At 35.7% G+C, this 17,463-nt stretch carries 12 protein-coding genes; all 12 read left to right on the top strand.

What is annotated here, in order from left to right; all coding sequences use genetic code 11:
- The first annotated feature begins 1 nt into the window (after position 1).
- Complete coding sequence (gene pssD / locus GOM47_RS08080) at positions 2-451, top strand: PssD/Cps14F family polysaccharide biosynthesis glycosyltransferase (RefSeq protein ID WP_235080475.1); 450 nt, start codon at positions 2-4, stop codon at positions 449-451.
- Positions 451-930 carry a glycosyltransferase gene (locus tag GOM47_RS08075; RefSeq protein WP_235080474.1) on the top strand — a complete coding sequence of 160 codons (480 nt, stop codon included), beginning with the start codon at positions 451-453 and terminating at the stop codon, positions 928-930. Before pssD ends, GOM47_RS08075 begins: the two co-directional genes overlap by 1 nt.
- Before the next feature lie 141 nt (positions 931-1,071).
- A complete protein-coding gene (locus GOM47_RS08070) occupies positions 1,072-2,184 on the top strand; it encodes a glycosyltransferase family 1 protein (protein ID WP_235080473.1) in 1,113 nt (370 codons plus the stop codon).
- Positions 2,181-2,651, top strand: a complete 471-nt coding sequence (locus GOM47_RS08065; RefSeq protein ID WP_235080472.1) for a DapH/DapD/GlmU-related protein — start codon at positions 2,181-2,183, stop codon at positions 2,649-2,651. The genes GOM47_RS08070 and GOM47_RS08065 overlap by 4 nt, the downstream gene beginning before the upstream one ends.
- Positions 2,652-2,915: 264 nt before the next feature.
- Positions 2,916-3,635, top strand: coding sequence for a glycosyltransferase family 32 protein (locus tag GOM47_RS08060; RefSeq protein ID WP_235080471.1), 720 nt, complete (start codon positions 2,916-2,918; stop codon positions 3,633-3,635).
- A complete protein-coding gene (locus GOM47_RS08055) occupies positions 3,635-4,804 on the top strand; it encodes an O-antigen ligase family protein (protein ID WP_235080470.1) in 1,170 nt (389 codons plus the stop codon). Before GOM47_RS08060 ends, GOM47_RS08055 begins: the two co-directional genes overlap by 1 nt.
- Complete coding sequence (locus GOM47_RS08050) at positions 4,798-5,298, top strand: acyltransferase (protein WP_235080469.1); 501 nt, start codon at positions 4,798-4,800, stop codon at positions 5,296-5,298. The genes GOM47_RS08055 and GOM47_RS08050 overlap by 7 nt, the downstream gene beginning before the upstream one ends.
- A 9-nt stretch (positions 5,299-5,307) precedes the next feature.
- Positions 5,308-6,495 (top strand): CDP-glycerol glycerophosphotransferase family protein, encoded by a 1,188-nt coding sequence (locus tag GOM47_RS08045; RefSeq protein WP_235080468.1) that lies wholly within the window; start codon positions 5,308-5,310, stop codon positions 6,493-6,495.
- Positions 6,464-7,915, top strand: a complete 1,452-nt coding sequence (locus GOM47_RS08040) for a lipopolysaccharide biosynthesis protein (RefSeq protein WP_235080467.1) — start codon at positions 6,464-6,466, stop codon at positions 7,913-7,915. The genes GOM47_RS08045 and GOM47_RS08040 overlap by 32 nt, the downstream gene beginning before the upstream one ends.
- 113 nt (positions 7,916-8,028) lie before the next feature.
- Positions 8,029-8,421 (top strand): glycerol-3-phosphate cytidylyltransferase, encoded by a 393-nt coding sequence (gene tagD / locus GOM47_RS08035; protein WP_044812580.1) that lies wholly within the window; start codon positions 8,029-8,031, stop codon positions 8,419-8,421.
- Positions 8,422-8,730: 309 nt separating this feature from the next.
- Positions 8,731-10,713: a peptide ABC transporter substrate-binding protein gene (locus GOM47_RS08030; protein ID WP_235080466.1), complete on the top strand. Its 1,983-nt coding sequence runs from the start codon at positions 8,731-8,733 to the stop codon at positions 10,711-10,713.
- 280 nt (positions 10,714-10,993) lie between these two features.
- Positions 10,994-17,434, top strand: coding sequence for a SpGH101 family endo-alpha-N-acetylgalactosaminidase (locus GOM47_RS08025; RefSeq protein ID WP_235080465.1), 6,441 nt, complete (start codon positions 10,994-10,996; stop codon positions 17,432-17,434).
- The last annotated feature ends 29 nt before the right edge of the window (positions 17,435-17,463 follow it).

Here is a 17,463-nt window from a genome sequence, read left to right as displayed (position 1 = left end):
AATGAAAATATGTTTAGTTGGATCTAGTGGAGGTCATCTGACTCATTTATATCTATTAAAGCCTTTCTGGAAAGATAAGGAAAGATTTTGGGTTACTTTTGATAAAGAGGATGCAAGAAGTATCTTGGGAAATGAGACATTTTATCCTTGTCATTATCCTACTAATCGTAATTTGAAAAATCTTATTAAAAATACGATTCTTGCTTTCAATATTTTGAGAAAGGAACGCCCTGATGTTATCATCTCATCAGGGGCTGCTGTGGCAGTTCCTTTCTTCTATCTAGGGAAACTATTTGGTGCTAAAACAGTCTATATTGAAGTTTTTGACCGTATTGATGCGCCAACTTTAACAGGGAAATTGGTATATCCAGTAACAGATAAGTTCATAGTTCAGTGGGAGGAAATGAAAAAAGTATATCCGAAAGCAATCAATCTCGGAGGGATTTTCTAATGATTTTTGTGACAGTAGGTACTCATGAGCAACAGTTTAATCGACTTATTAAAGAAGTTGATAGATTAAAAGGTGAGGGATTTATTCAGGATGATGTTTTTATTCAGACTGGTTTTTCAGACTATGAACCAGTGCACTGCCAATGGAAAGCTTTGATTTCTTATGATGAGATGAATCGATATATGGATGAAGCAGATATTGTCATTACACATGGCGGACCTGCAACATTTATGGGAGTGATTTCCAAGGGGAAGAGACCAATTGTAGTACCAAGACAGGAAAAATTTGGCGAGCATGTGAATGATCACCAAATGGAATTTTGCTTAAAGTTACTAGGCGAAGGATACGATCTAGTTGTAATCGATGAAATTGATAAACTTAATGAGAATATTAAATATTCAAAAGTTCAGCAAGTTAGTTCTCATAATAGTAAGTTTACTAATGAACTGTCAGATATAATTGAAAATATGTTTATATAAGATATGTGTGACTGCCAGTTTTTTGTGTTACTAATAATTGTCATACAGTCAGAGCTTTTTAAACTATATCGTTATTAAATAGTGAGTTTTATATTTTAATGATTACTATTCGTATTTAATAAGAAATAATGGAGAAGATGAATGAAGATTTTGCATATTCCAACAGGTGGCTTATTTTCAGATGGAATAGGGACGTTTATCTATTCTTATTTAGAATGCATGGATCTAGATAAATGGGAAGTGACAGTTTTAGCTACTAATATTCCACTGTTAGAAGATAAAGCAAAATTTGAGAATTTAGGTATCCAGGTAGTAGTTCTAGAGCGGAAAAAAACTGCGATTATTCACTATATGTGTCAATTATACAAATTAATAAGAGCTAATAAATATGATATAATTCATGTTCATGGTAGTAGTTCTTTAATGTCAATCGAGCTATCTGTTGCAAAAATTGCAGGGGTCCCAGTAAGGATTGCCCATAGTCATAATACTACTTGTGACCATAGGAAATTAGATAAAGTATTACGGCCAGTATTTCATAAGTTGTATACGCAGGCGTGGGCATGTGGTGAAGGAGCTGGGAAATGGCTTTTTACCAATAGAGAATATACTATTGTTCATAATGCAAGAAATATAAAGCGTTATCAATTTAGTGAGTCCAAACGACAACAATTTAGAAAAAAATTATCTCTTAAAGATACAACTCTTGCTTTAGGTCATGTTGGTCGCTTTAATGTTCAAAAAAATCATGAATTTCTTGTGTTATTAATGGAAAATTTAGTAATACAAGGACTAGATGTTAAATTATTTTTAGTAGGTGAAGGGTCAACTTTATCAAAAATTAAGAATATGGTTTCTGAAAAATCTTTAGAAGATAGGGTCTTCCTTTTAGGTCATCTTAATGATATGAAATCATTTGTGTCTGCTATGGATATAATGCTTCTCCCAAGCTTGTACGAAGGTCTCCCTCTGGTGTCAGTAGAATGGCAAATAAATGGAATACAATGTATCTTATCTGATACTATAACAAAGGAGTGTATCTACACTAAACAAGTGACTTCTTTACCAATTGGGACCCCTCTTTATTGGGGAAAAGCGATAAGAGATTTCTGTCCAGAAGATAGATTGAGACAATCAATTGAGAATCAAAGACTTGCGAGAGAAGCTGGTTATGATATTGAACTAGAATCAGTTAAATTAGATACTTTATACAATAAATTGATAATGGCTATAAAAGATAGGACAAGAAAATGAAAAATGATAGGAAAGCTCAACTAATAATTACAATTTTTAAATATGGTAAAAGACATGTAGGACGGTCAACTTTTTATCATAAGTTAAATTATAAAATGTATCAAATTTTAAATGCTATATTTGTAATTGGTATTTTCAATACAGAATTACCAGCATCACAAAATATTAGTGATGATATAATATTGTTTCATCCATATGGGATAATAGTTAATGGCGATGTAACTTTAGGGAATAATGTTGTGATAAGACAGCAGGTTACCATTGGTAATAAAGGGATGGAAAGGGACGTGGGAAAATCTCCTATTATCGAAGCAGGTGTTGATATTGGAGCAGGCGCTAAAATTATAGGAGGGATAACGATTGGTGAGGGTTCAAAGGTAGGAGCTAATGCTGTTGTAACAAAAAGCTTTCCACCTGGTTCAATTTTAGTAGGAGTTCCAGCGAGGAATATAGCATTAGAGAAGTAATTTGGGATAGAATGCAAATAAGTGTGTTAATATACTAAGATATAGGTATCAGCGACAATGCTGTTTGAATATTTTAGTGAATCAAAAAAGAGAGAAAAATGATAAAATCTAACTTAGTAAGTATTATATTATATGTTCAATAAGAATTGTCGAATTGATTTAATAAATTTAGTGATAAATACGTACTAGTGAGAATTTGTTTTATTGTAAGAGAGTTCATATCATTATAGATAATTACTAAATAGTCAGGGAAAGGAAAAACTAATGATTCCAAAAAAAATACATTATTGCTGGTTTGGTGGAGGTCCATTACCTACTGATGTTAAAAAATGTATTGATAGCTGGAGAAAATTTTGTCCGGACTATGAGATTATTAGATGGGATGAAAGCAATTTCATTATTAGTGATCAAAACAATTTTGTTCAGGCTGCATATGAAAACAAAGCTTGGGCATTTGTTAGCGACTATGCACGGTTAAGAATCATATATGAAAATGGTGGTATCTATTTGGATACAGATGTTGAATTGATTAGAAATCTTGATGAATTGCTTGACCATGTAGCTTTTTTTGGTGCTCACCAGGTAAATGGATTAGTAGCTACTGGTCTAGGTTTTGGTTCGGAAAAGAGGACGAAGATATTAAAAGAATTATTAAGACTGTATGATAATACGGATTTTGATCCGTGTAAAAAGAATGAGTTGGCATGTCCCATACTTAATTCGTTTGTCTTTACTGATTTTGGCTATCAGCCTTCTTCTAACATTGTTCAAACGGAGTATTTTACTATCTATCCTGCTGAGTATTTTGATCCTATATATGTTGGAGCCAATGCTAAAAATTTATTATCGGAGAAAACATATTCAATTCATCATTACAGTGCCTCTTGGACTCCTGTGAGAGTTAGAATAAAAAATAAGATTATTAGATATATTGGTAGGGATAAGATTCTACAATTAAAGAAAATTCTAGAAAGGAAAAGATAATGAAAATATCACTTTCTAAAGTATTTTTTTTACAATTTTGTGCACTTTATATCTTTACAATTTTATATCCTAGAGGCATTACATTAACTTATTCTCCATCTGCAGATTTTTTTACTCTGATTTATAAATTTTGTTTATATTTCACCATCGCAGTCAGTATGATATATATTTTTATAAAAATATTATATCAGAGACTACACCTAGCGGCATATACTTTTTTTATATTGCAGTATTATATTGTTTCTATAGTTATTACATTGTTTTTAACAGGCACAATAGATTCGGGTTTACAATCAGTCTTTTATCCGATCTGTATATATTTATTTTTTAATGAGATTCAAGATAGAGTATTGATTATAAAAATTAGTGATATATTTTTATACTGTTTAACTCTTTTATTCTTTATAAATACTTTGGATCTTATGATGAATTTTACCAATATTTATCATATAACCTTTTTGGGGCATGTCCAAGTGATATCACAATTTGGAATTATAGCTTTTTTCATTTCTTCCTATTACTTAATGATAGGAAATAGAAATCGCAAGATAGCCTTACTATTACAAATTTTGACTGTGCTCAATTGTCTATATGCTGATGTTTTTTTATCAAAGGTTATAGCAATCTTCATGATTATTTACGCATTATCATTTAACATAAAGAGAGTATTTTGGAAGAGAGGGATTCTGATTTCTTTCTTGACATTTATTATAACTATTCTGCTTCTTTTCATTGATATTCAAGGTTATTTGATAAGATATTTACAATATTTTGATTTTACTTTTAATGGCCGCTATCAAATTTGGCGTATTGCTTATCAAAAATTTTTAGATTCAAAAATATATGGTTATGGAGTTTTTAGCCTTCATTTCAATCTTCCGTGGCAAGATTCTGGTGCTAAGGGGATCAACTATGCTCATAATCAGTTTATGCAATTAGCAATAGATAGTGGAGTAATTGGTATCGTCTCTTTCTTTATTATGATTTTTTATATGATATTTTTAACAAGGAAGATTAGAAATTTTAGAGTAGCTTCACTGTTTTTATTTTCGTACTTTTGTTTGTTTATAGTAATGTTTATTGAAAGTGTAACCTATTACCCGTATTACTTTATTATATTGATTTTTCAAATATTATATGAAAGGTTAGAGCAGGTGGGAGAATGCTAAATAGTTTAATTAGAAGATTTAATCAAATTTTCTATAGTTATCGGGTTAGAAGAAAAGCTGCAGTTGCTAAAGGAAGAGTGTACACGGGTGGAAAAACATTTGTTACTTCGAATACCTATCTTTCTGAGAATGTTTCTTTTAATGGCATGTCAATGTTTGGAGAAGGTAGAATTTCGATAGGAAGAAATTTCCATTCTGGTATGAATTGCCAAATTATAACGTCATTTCATGACTATGATACAGGAACTAAGATACCATACGACAACAAGTACATACATAAAGACGTAATTATTGATGATAATGTGTGGATTGGGAATAATGTTATTATCCTCGGCGGATCTCATATCGGAGAAGGAGCAGTTATTCAAGCAGGGAGTACAGTTGTAGGGAAAATACCTCCAGGAGCAATCGCAGGTGGTCATCCAGCAAGAGTATTTAAATTTAGGAATATGGAGCATTATGAAGAATTAAAGAGACTAGAACAATTTTATTAGGAGCTATATATGAATATTATAAGATACTTTAAAAGAAATGGATTTCGATATGCATTAAATGTCCTCTATCAATATAAAATTCAAAAGATTTTAGATTCAATTGTTGTTAGATTTACTAAGTTTAAAAAGTTACAAAATATTATTGTCATTGAATGTCACACAGACTTTGATAATAATGGAGGAGCTTTTTATGATTATTTGATAAGAAATAATTATAATAAGAAATATAAAATTATTTTATTATTAAAAAATCGACTAGTACGTACTCTTCCTGAGAATGTAGATTATTTTTATTTGAAAAAACCTAGTTTGAGAAAGGCATATTTGTTATCATTAAGTAAATTTTTTCTTTTCGATAATGATATACTTCGTAAATATAGAAAAGATCAAAAATACTTTTATTTAACACATGGATGCTTTCCTTTAAAAAATACAATAGGTAAAATAACAGTTCCGAATTATGTTGATTTTGTTCTATCTCCCTCGGGCAATGTAGATAATATTATAGTTAAGCAGTTTGGATTAACATCTAAAGAGCAATGTCTTCACACTGGTTTTCCGTGTCATGATATCTTTTATTCAAAACCAGAACCTCTAGTATTTTTATCTGATTATGATAAAAAAATTATCTGGGCACCAACTTTTAGAAAGGGTGGTGGCTATAATAGAAATGATAGTACAGCTAGCTATCCTTTAGGTATTCCGTTACTTGAAACACTAGATGAACTTGCAAACCTAAACACATATCTAAGCCAACGGGATATTGTCCTGATTGTAAAGTTACATCCAATGCAAGATATTTCAGATTTGGAGTTGAAACAATTTAGTCATATTAAGTTTCTGACAAATCAAGATTTGAATCGTAAAAATACAAATCTGTATCAATTACTGATGAATTCAGATGCTTTACTCAGTGACTATTCTGCAATCTCGTATGATTATTTACACCTTGATAAACCAATAGGGTATGTTTTTTCGGATCTAAATGATTATAAGTTGGGGCTTTCAGTTGATAATGTAGATGATTACATAGCAGGTGATAAGATACTGTCTTTTAACAACTTGCTGCACTTTATTGATAACATTTATCTAGAAATTGATAAAAATAAAGAAAAACGCAAGGAATTATTTAATAAAATATTTGAAAAACAGGATGGAGAATCGTGTGAAAGATTGGCACAAATTATGGAATTATAAAAGCCATTACGAAGAAATGTCTGTCGGGATGAAAGCAGCACTCTGGTATACTGTTGCAAATTTTATTCAAAAGGGTTTTGTATTTCTTTCAACTCCGATTTTAACCAGAATACTTAATGTTAATGATTACGGTACATTGATGCTTTACCAATCATGGTTTGTACTATTTGCTATTTTTGCGACCTTGAATCTTTCTCAAACAGCTTATAATAAGGGATTAGTAGAATTTGAGAATGATAAAGATAATTTTACATTTTCTTTGTTGTTTTTGTCTAAGATTATTACTATAATTGTTGCTTTTTTATATTTTACTTTTAATATACTGGTTAGAGATAGTACTGGATTAACTCCCAGTTTCATGATATTTTTATTCAGTGATATTTTATTTAATATTAGTATAGAATTTTATTTGGCACGTCAGAGATTTGAATTCAAATATAGAAAAGCAGTTCTAATTTCAACTTCTTCAAGTTTTTTTATTGTAGCTATTAGTACAACTATCTTATTAGCGATTAAGAATGATTTATTCATTAAAATTGTATTAGATTCTATTATCCGAATTATCTTTGGTTTATATTGTTTTTATCTCTTGTTTTTTTCAGAGAGAAGGCAACTTAAGATAGAAAAAAAATATATTAAATATGGTTTGAGTTATTCATTACCTTTGATACCGCATTTCTTATCGCACTATATTTTGAATCAGTCTGACCGTTTGATGATTAACATGTTTGATGGTAAGGAGAAATTAGCTATATATAGTCTAGCTTATTCTGTATCAATGATTATGTTTTTGTTTACTAATGCAATTAATCAATCAATAATGCCGTATACATTTCAAGCTTTGAAAAAAAAGGATTATTGTGGGATACATGGGAACACCAAATGGCTTTTTGTAGTAGTTGGGGGGATCACAGCTCTCTCAATTCTATTTGCACCAGAACTAATTGTTATTTTAGGCGGCAATAAATATAAGGAATCAATTTGGCTAGTACCTCCAATTGCCATCTCGGTTTATTTCCTTTTTGTATATTCTATGTTTAGTAATATCAGTTTCTATTATAAGATGAATAAGCTGATTTCGTTAGTTTCCACAGGTGCGGCTCTTTCAAATATTATTTTAAATTATATTTTTATTAATATATTTGGGTATCAAGCTGCAGCTTACACTACATTATTATGCTATATATTGTTAGCGTTTTCTCATTTTTTCTTATATAGATTTTTATTAAAAAAAGAGGAGATTCATGAGGAACTTTATAATATGAAGATGATTTTAATAATATCTTTAATATTATTAATAATACTATTTTTGATACTTGTTATTTATAACTTAGCCATTATAAGATATGCAATTATTGCAATTGTTTTATTTCTTTTGTTTACAAAGAGAAATAAAATAATTACATCGCTAAAAAGTTGATATTGAAAATTTAGAATCAAATTAAGAATATAGTGGATATCAAACCAGTATTAATAATGAATAATTGTTTTTATGTAATTTAGGATTAATAAAAAAATTGAAAGGAAATATCAATGAAAAGAGTAATTACTTATGGAACCTTTGATTTGCTTCATTATGGACATATCAATTTGCTAAAGAGAGCAAAGCAATTAGGAGATTATCTCATTGTTGTAGTTTCAAGTGATGAGTTCAATTTGAAAGAAAAAAATAAAGTTTGTTACTTTAATTTTGAACATAGAAAAAATTTGGTTGAAGCAATAAGATATGTTGATCTGGTGATTCCTGAAACAAGCTGGGAACAGAAAAAAACAGATATTAAAGAATATCACATTGATACATTTGTTATGGGGGATGATTGGAAAGGAAAATTTGATTATTTAAAAGAAGAAGGAGTGGAAGTAGTTTATTTACCAAGAACTAAAGAAATATCAACAACTAAAATTAAAGAAGATTTAGCAGATTAGATTTTTTACAAAAATATTTTGAGATCAAATAATAAATTTGTTTCCATAATTATTAATGTCTTGACTATCTAAATCTCCTTTTAAAAAAATCTAGTTTAAAATATGAAAGACAATTGGGGATTAAATTAAAATAAATTATTTTAGATTTATAATGTGGCTCTTTGTCAACGAACATCTGGAGAGGACAATCACTGTCTTCTTCTTTTTGTTTTTTCAGAATTTACCAAATTAAGTAAGAATTCAGAAAATTCTGTTGACATCTCTCTAAAAAGAGTCTATAATGGAGAGAAAGTTTTAAAGGAGAAATAAATGAAAAGTTCAAAACTATTTGCCCTTGCGGGTGTAACCTTGTTGGCAGCTGCGACTCTAGCTGCTTGCTCTGGATCAGGATCGAGCGCTAAAGGAGAGAAGACATTCTCATATATCTATGAAACAGACCCTGACAACCTCAACTATTTGACAACTGGTAAGGCAGCAACTGCTGACATTACTAGTAATGTGATTGATGGATTGCTTGAAAATGACCGCTATGGTAACTTTGTGCCATCTATGGCTGAGGATTGGTCTGTATCTAAGGACGGCTTGACTTACACATATACGCTTCGTAAGGATGCAAAATGGTATACCTCTGAAGGTGAGGAATACGCAGAAGTCAAAGCTCAAGACTTTGTAACAGGGCTTAAATATGCTGCTGATAAAAAATCTGATGGTCTTTATCTTGTTCAGGAATCAATCAAAGGCTTGGACGCTTATGTGAAAGGTGAAATTAAAGATTTCTCACAAGTTGGTATTAAGGCTCTTGATGATCAAACAATTCAGTACACTTTGAACAAGCCAGAAAGCTTCTGGAATTCTAAGACAACGATGGGAGTTTTGGCTCCAGTAAATGAAGAGTTCTTAAACTCTAAAGGGGATGATTTCGCTAAAGGAACAGATCCAAGTAGCATCCTATACAATGGACCATTCTTGCTCAAATCTATCGTAGCTAAATCTTCTGTTGAGTTTGAAAAAAATCCAAACTACTGGGATAAGGACAATGTCCATATCAATAAGGTTAAATTATCATTCTGGGATGGTCAAGATACCAACAAACCAACCGAAGCTTTCAAAGATGGCAGCTTTACAATGGCGCGTCTCTTCCCAACAAGCGCTAGCTACCCAGAGACTGAAAAAGCATTTAAAGACAATATTGTTTACACACAACAAGATTCTACTACTTATTTAGTAGGTACTAATATTGATCGCCAGTCTTATAAGTATACTTCTAAGACAACGGATGAAGAAAAAACATCAACCAAGAAAGCTCTTCTAAACAAAGATTTCCGTCAAGCTCTTTCCTTTGGTTTTGATAGAACCGCCTATGCCTCTCAAGTAAACGGTGCAAGTGGTGCGACTAAACTGCTTCGTAACTTGTTTGTTCCTCCTACATTTGTACAGGCAGATGGAAAAAACTTTGGTGAGTTAGTAAAAGAAAAATTGGTGACATACGGTGACGAGTGGAAGGATGTGAACTTAGCTGATGCTCAGGATGGACTCTACAATCCAGATAAGGCCAAAGCAGAATTTGCAAAAGCCAAAACAGCTCTTCAAGCAGAAGGTGTGAAATTCCCAATCCACTTGGATATGCCTGTAGACCAAACCAATACAACAAAAGTTCAACGTGTTCAATCCTTCAAACAATCGCTTGAAGCTACTCTAGGGTCAGAGAACGTCGTTGTCGATATTCAACAACTTCAAAAAGATGATGTCTTGAACATTACTTACTTTGCGAAAACAGCTGCTGGCGAAGATTGGGATATCTCAGATAACGTTGGATGGTCTCCAGACTTTGCAGACCCATCTACTTACCTTGATATCATCAAGCCATCTGTCGGAGAAAATACAAAGACTTACCTAGGATTTGACTCTGGAACAAACAACGCTGCAGCGAAGCAAGTTGGTTTGGAAGACTACGAAAAAATGGTTGTAGAAGCCGGGGAAGAAGTGAGTGACGTTTCAAAACGTTATGAGAAATATGCTGCTGCCCAAGCATGGTTGACCGACAGTGCCTTAATCATCCCAACAACTTCTAAAACTGGTCGTCCAATGTTGTCTAAGATGGTACCATTTACACTTCCGTTTGCATACTCTGGTAACAAGGGTACGAGCGAAGCCCTCTTGTACAAATATCTAGAAGTTCAGGATAAAGCTGTGACAGTTGATGAGTATCAAAAAGCTCAAGAAAAATGGTTGAAAGAAAAAGAAGAGTCAAATAAAAAGGCTCAAGAAGATCTCGCAAACCATGTGAAATAACTTTTCAAAAATTAAAGGATTTAGCCATTGAGATGATGGTTAGGTCCTTTTTTATCTTTGCTATAAGACTCGGCACGATGAGAAATAGAATTTTTCAGAATAGAGAAAAAATTCTTCATTTTTAGGTTTTTCCTATTGCTTTCTTTTGTATTATTTGTTATATTAAAAGTACAATTATTTTTTATTTATTGCACTTAAGCATTGCACTTTCGGAGGAAGGAGTATTTTTTAAATAGAAAAATGTAAACGCTTACGTGAAAACGAAAGGATTTAGGAGTTAATGGATAAACGATTTTTTGAAAAACGCTGTAAGTTCAGTATTCGTAAGTTTACACTTGGAGTAGCTTCGGTTATGATTGGAGCAACTTTCTTTGCTGCTGCCCCAGTATTGGCTGATCAAGCAACTGTTGGCTCAACAAATAATTTACCGAGCGAACTGGCTGATTTGGACAAGAGGGCTAGTGATGAGGGGCAAGATTTTGATCAGAAAGCTGCTGCTCAGAATCCTGGTTCTGATGAAATAACTGACGGACCTAAGACTGAAGAGGAATTGTTAGCTCTTGAAAAAGAAAAAGCAGATAAACCAAGCAATCTTCCAAAAGAACTAGAAGATAAGTTGGAGAAAGCTGAAGATAATGGACGCGAAGTTGACAAGGATCAATTGGCTCAAGATACTGGGAAACTTGTTCCAGAAGATGTAGCTAAAACGACTAACGGGGAATTAAACTACGGAGCAACTGTTAAAATCAAGACACCATCTGGCGAGGGTAGCGGTATTGTTATTGGGAAAGACCTTGTTTTGACTGTTTCCCATAACTTTATCAAGGACAGCCAAGATGGAAATATCCGCAAGGTTGTTGACAATGATCAAGGGGATGGAGATATTTATAGCATTTCCTACCCAGGTATGCCAGATGTTAAGTTTGGCAAGAAAGACGTCATCCACTGGGATCGTGGAGGTTATCTAAAAGGCTTCAAGAATGATTTGGCGCTTGTGAGATTGCGTACGGTTCTTGAAAACACTCCAGTAGAAGTGACTAAAAAGCCAGTTGTTAAGAAAATCGGAGATAAACTCCATGTCTTTGGCTATCCAGAAGGGAAATTGAAACCGATTGTCAATACTACAGTTGATTTTGCAGAACCATACGGTGAAGGTGTTCAAGGAATCGGTTACCAAGGAGGAAAACCTGGTGCTAGCGGCGGTGGTATCTTTGATACAGAAGGAAAACTCGTCGGTGTTCACCAAAATGGTGTAGTTGGAAAACGTAGCGGAGGCATTCTCTTCTCACCAGCTCAACTAAAATGGATCCAAGACCACATGCAGGGAATTTCAAGTGTTAAACCAGCAGACTTGGAAGAGAAAGAAAAACCGGCTGAAGAAAAACCAAAAGAGGATAAACCTGCAGCTGCTAAACCTGAAACACCTAAGACAGTGACTCCTGAATGGCAAACAGTAGCTAATAAAGAGCAACAAGGAACCGTCACTATTCGCGAAGAAAAGGGTGTTCGTTACAATCAACTGTCTTCAACAGCCCAAAATGACAATGCAGGCAAACCAGCCTTGTTTGAAAAACAAGGATTGACAGTTGACGCGAATGGAAATGCGACTGTTGATCTAACCTTCAAAGAAGATTCTGAAAAAGGCAAATCACGCTTTGGTGTCTTCTTGAAATTTAAAGATACCAATAACAATGTTTTTGTAGGATACGACTCAGGTGGTTGGTTCTGGGAATACAAAACCCCAGGAAATAGCACTTGGTATAAAGGCAACCGTGTAGCGGCGCCAGAAACAGGTTCTATAAACCGTCTTTCTATCACTCTTAAGTCAGATGGCCAGCTCAATGCTAGCAATAACGATGTCAATCTCTTTGATACAGTGACCTTGCCAGGGGCGGTCAATGATAATCTTAAAAATGAGAAGAAGATTCTTCTAAAAGCTGGAACTTATGGCAATGACCGCACGGTTGTCAGCGTTAAAACAGACAATCAAGAAGGCGTAAAAGCGGATGATACTCCTGTGGAGAAGGAGACAGGTCCTGAAGTAGATGATAGTAAAGTGACTTATGATACTATCCAATCTAAGGTCCTCAAGGCAGTGATTGACCAAGCCTTTCCTCGTGTGAAAGAATACACTTTGAATGGGCATACTTTGCCAGGGCAAGTTCAACAGTTCAATCAAGTCTTTATCAATAACCACAGAATCACCCCTGAAGTCACTTATAAGAAAATCAATGAGACAACAGCAGAGTACTTGATGAAGCTTCGCGATGATGCTCACTTAATTAATGCGGAAATGACAGTACGCTTGCAAGTTGTAGATAATCAGTTGCACTTTGATGTGACTAAGATTGTCAACCACAATCAAGTTACTCCAGGTCAGAAGATTGATGATGAAAGAAAATTGCTCTCTACTATTAGTTTCCTTGGCAATGCTCTAGTCTCTGTTTCTAGTGATCAAGCTGGTGCTAAGTTTGATGGGGCAACCATGTCAAACAATACCCATGTCAGCGGAGATGATCATATCGATGTAACCAATCCAATGAAGGATTTGGCTAAGGGTTACATGTATGGATTTGTTTCTACAGATAAGCTTGCTGCAGGTGTTTGGAGCAATTCTCAAAACAGCTACGGTGGTGGTTCGAATGACTGGACTCGTTTGACAGCCTATAAAGAAACAGTTGGAAATGCCAACTATGTCGGAATTCATAGCTCTGAATGGCAATGGGAAAAAGCTTATAAGGGCATTGTTTTCCCAGAGTACACTAAAGAACTTCCGAGTGCTAAAGTTGTTATCACTGAAGATGCTAATGCGGATAATAAAGTAGACTGGCAGGATGGAGCTATTGCTTATCGTAGCATCATGAACAACCCTCAAGGTTGGGAAAAAGTCAAGGATATCACAGCTTATCGTATCGCGATGAACTTTGGTTCTCAAGCACAAAACCCATTCCTTATGACCCTGGATGGTATCAAGAAGATCAATCTCCATACAGATGGTCTTGGGCAGGGTGTTCTCCTTAAAGGATATGGTAGCGAAGGCCATGACTCTGGTCACTTGAACTATGCTGATATTGGTAAACGTATTGGTGGTGTTGAAGACTTCAAGACCTTGATTGCGAAAGCGAAGAAATATGGAGCTCATCTAGGTATCCACGTTAACGCTTCAGAAACTTATCCTGAGTCTAAATACTTTAATGAAAAAATTCTCCGTAAGAATCCAGATGGTAGCTACAGCTATGGCTGGAACTGGCTAGACCAAGGTATCAACATTGATGCCGCCTATGACCTAGCTCATGGTCGTTTGGCACGTTGGGAAGATTTGAAGAAAAAACTTGGCGAAGGTCTCGACTTTATCTATGTGGACGTTTGGGGTAATGGTCAATCAGGTGATAACGGTGCCTGGGCTACCCACGTTCTTGCAAAAGAAATCAACAAGCAAGGCTGGCGCTTTGCAATCGAGTGGGGCCATGGTGGTGAGTACGACTCTACCTTCCATCACTGGGCTGCTGACTTGACCTACGGTGGCTACACCAATAAAGGTATCAACAGTGCCATCACCCGCTTTATCCGTAACCACCAAAAAGATGCTTGGGTAGGGGACTACAGAAGTTACGGTGGTGCAGCAGACTATCCACTTCTAGGTGGCTACAGCATGAAAGACTTTGAAGGCTGGCAAGGAAGAAGTGATTACAATGGCTATGTAACCAACTTGTTTGCCCATGACTTGATGACCAAGTATTTCCAACACTTCACTGTAAGCAAATGGGAAAATGGTACACCAGTTACCATGACCGATAATGGTAGCACCTATAAATGGACTCCAGAAATGAAGGTTGAGCTAGTCGATGCAGCAGGTAACAAGGTTGTTGTGACTCGTAAGTCAAACGATGTCAATAGTCCGCAATATCGCGAACGTACAGTAACTCTCAACGGACGTGTTATCCAAGATGGTTCAGCTTACTTGACTCCTTGGAACTGGGATGCGAATGGTAAGAAACTTCCTGCTGATAAGGAAAAAATGTACTACTTCAATACGCAAGCCGGTGCAACAACTTGGACACTTCCGAGCGATTGGGAAAATAGCAAGGTTTACCTTTACAAGCTAACTGACCAAGGTAAGACAGAAGAGCAAGAACTAACTGTAAAAGACGGCAAGATTACTCTAGATCTTCTAGCAAATCAACCATACGTTCTCTATCGTTCAAAACAAACCAATCCTGAAATGTCATGGAGCGAAGGCATGCACATCTATGACCAAGGATTTAACAGTGGAACCTTGAAACACTGGACTATTTCTGGTGATGCTTCTAAGGCAGAAATTGTCAAATCACAGGGCGCAAATGAAATGCTTCGTATCCAAGGAAACAAGAGCAAGGTCAGCCTTACTCAGAAACTGACTGGCTTGAAACCAAATACCAAGTATGCTGTTTATGTAGGTGTCGATAACCGTAGTAACGCTAAGGCAAGTATCACAGTGAATACTGGTGAAAAAGAAGTGACTACTTATACTAATAAGTCACTCGCTCTCAACTATATCAAAGCTTATGCTCATAACAATCGTCGTGACAATGCTACAGTTGATGATACAAGTTACTTCCAAAATATGTACGCCTTCTTTACAACTGGATCGGACGTATCAAATGTTACTTTGACATTGAGTCGTGAAGCTGGTGCTGAAGCAACTTACTTTGATGAAATTCGTACCTTTGAAAACAATTCAAGCATGTACGGAGACAAGCATGATACAGGTCAAGGAACCTTCAAACAAGACTTTGAAAATGTAGCTCAAGGAATCTTCCCATTTGTAGTGGGTGGTGTCGAAGGTGTCGAAGACAATCGCACTCACTTGTCTGAAAAACACGATCCATATACACAGCGTGGTTGGAATGGTAAGAAAGTCGATGATGTTATCGATGGAAATTGGTCATTGAAGACAAATGGACTGGTTAGCCGTCGTAACTTGGTTTACCAAACTATCCCACAAAACTTCCGCTTTGAAGCAGGTAAGACCTATCGTGTAACCTTTGAATACGAAGCAGGTTCTGACAATACCTATGCCTTTGTAGTCGGTAAGGGAGAATTCCAGTCAGGTCGTCGTGGTAGTCAAGCAAGCAACTTGGAAATGCATGAGTTGCCAAATACTTGGACGGATTCTAAGAAAGCCAAGAAGGCAACCTTCCTCGTGACAGGTGCAGAAACAGGCGATACTTGGGTAGGTATCTACTCAACAGGTAACGCAAGCAATACTCGTGGTGATTCTGGTGGAAATGCCAACTTCCGTGGTTATAACGACTTCATGATGGATAATCTTCAAATCGAAGAAATTACCCTGACAGGTAAGATGTTGACAGAAAATGCTCTGAAGAACTACTTGCCAACTGTAGCCATGACCAATTACACCAAAGAGTCTATGGATGCTTTGAAAGAGGCGGTCTTTAACCTCAGTCAGGCCGATGATGATATCAGTGTTGAAGAAGCGCGTGCAGAGATTGCCAAGATTGAAGCCTTGAAGAATGCTCTGGTTCAAAAGAAAACAGCCTTGGTAGCAGAAGACTTTGAAAGTTTGGATGCTCCTGCCCAACCAGGTGAAGGTCTAGAGAATGCCTTTGATGGCAATGTATCTAGCCTATGGCATACATCTTGGAATGGTGGAGATGTAGGCAAGCCTGCAACCATGGTCTTGAAAGAACCGACTGAAATCACAGGACTTCGCTATGTTCCACGTGGTTCAGGTTCAAACGGTAACTTGAGAGATGTGAAACTGGTTGTAACAGATGAGTCTGGCAAGGAGCACACCTTCACTGCAACTGATTGGCCTGATAATAATAAGCCGAAAGATATTAACTTTGGTAAGACAATCAAGGCTAAGAAGATTGTCCTTACTGGTACCAAGACATACGGAGATGGTGGAGATGAATACCAATCTGCAGCAGAACTTATCTTTAATCGTCCACAGGTAGCAGAAAAACCTCTTGACTTGTCAGGCTATGAAGCAGCTTTAGCTAAGGCGCAGAAATTGACAGACAAAGAAAATCAAGAGGAAGTGGCTGGAGTTCAGGCGAGCATGAAATATGCGACGGATAACCATCTCTTGACTGAAAGAATGGTCGAGTACTTCGCAGACTATCTCAATCAATTACAAGATAAGGCTGCTAAACCAGACGCTCCTACAAGCAGCAAGGGTGAAGAGCAACCTCCAGTTCTTGAAGTTCCTGAATTTAAGGGAGGAGTCAATGCGGCAGAAGCGGCTGCACATGAAGTACCAGAGTTCAAAGGCGGTGTCAATGCGGCAGAAGTGGCTGTACATGAAGTACCAGAGTTCAAAGGCGGTGTTAATGCGGCAGAAGCGGCTGTTCATGCCCTACCTGAGTTCAAGGGTGGAGTTAATGCGGTTGAAGCCTTGGTAAATGAGGTTCCAGAATACACTGGTGGTGTGAATGGAGTTGAGCCAGCCGTACATGAAAAACCAGAGTACACAGGTCCACTAGGTACAGCAGGTGATGAACCAGCACCAACTGTTGAGAAACCAGAGTATAAGTTGACACCAGTTCCACTAGCTGATACAAAGACATCAGAAATCAAAGATACTCTGAAAAATGAAGAAAGCAAGAAGACACTCCCAGAAACAGGAGAAGACCAGTCTGATACAGCCCTCTTCCTAGCAGGAATCAGCCTAGCGTTGTCAGCCGCCCTCTTTGCTATTAAAAGTAAAAAAGAATAAATATTTATTTATTCCACAACTACATTGTT

Origin of the sequence: Streptococcus oralis (assembly GCF_021497945.1) — a bacterium.
Classification (GTDB): domain Bacteria; phylum Bacillota; class Bacilli; order Lactobacillales; family Streptococcaceae; genus Streptococcus; species Streptococcus oralis_BR.
This window is presented reverse-complemented; position numbering and strand designations above follow the sequence as displayed.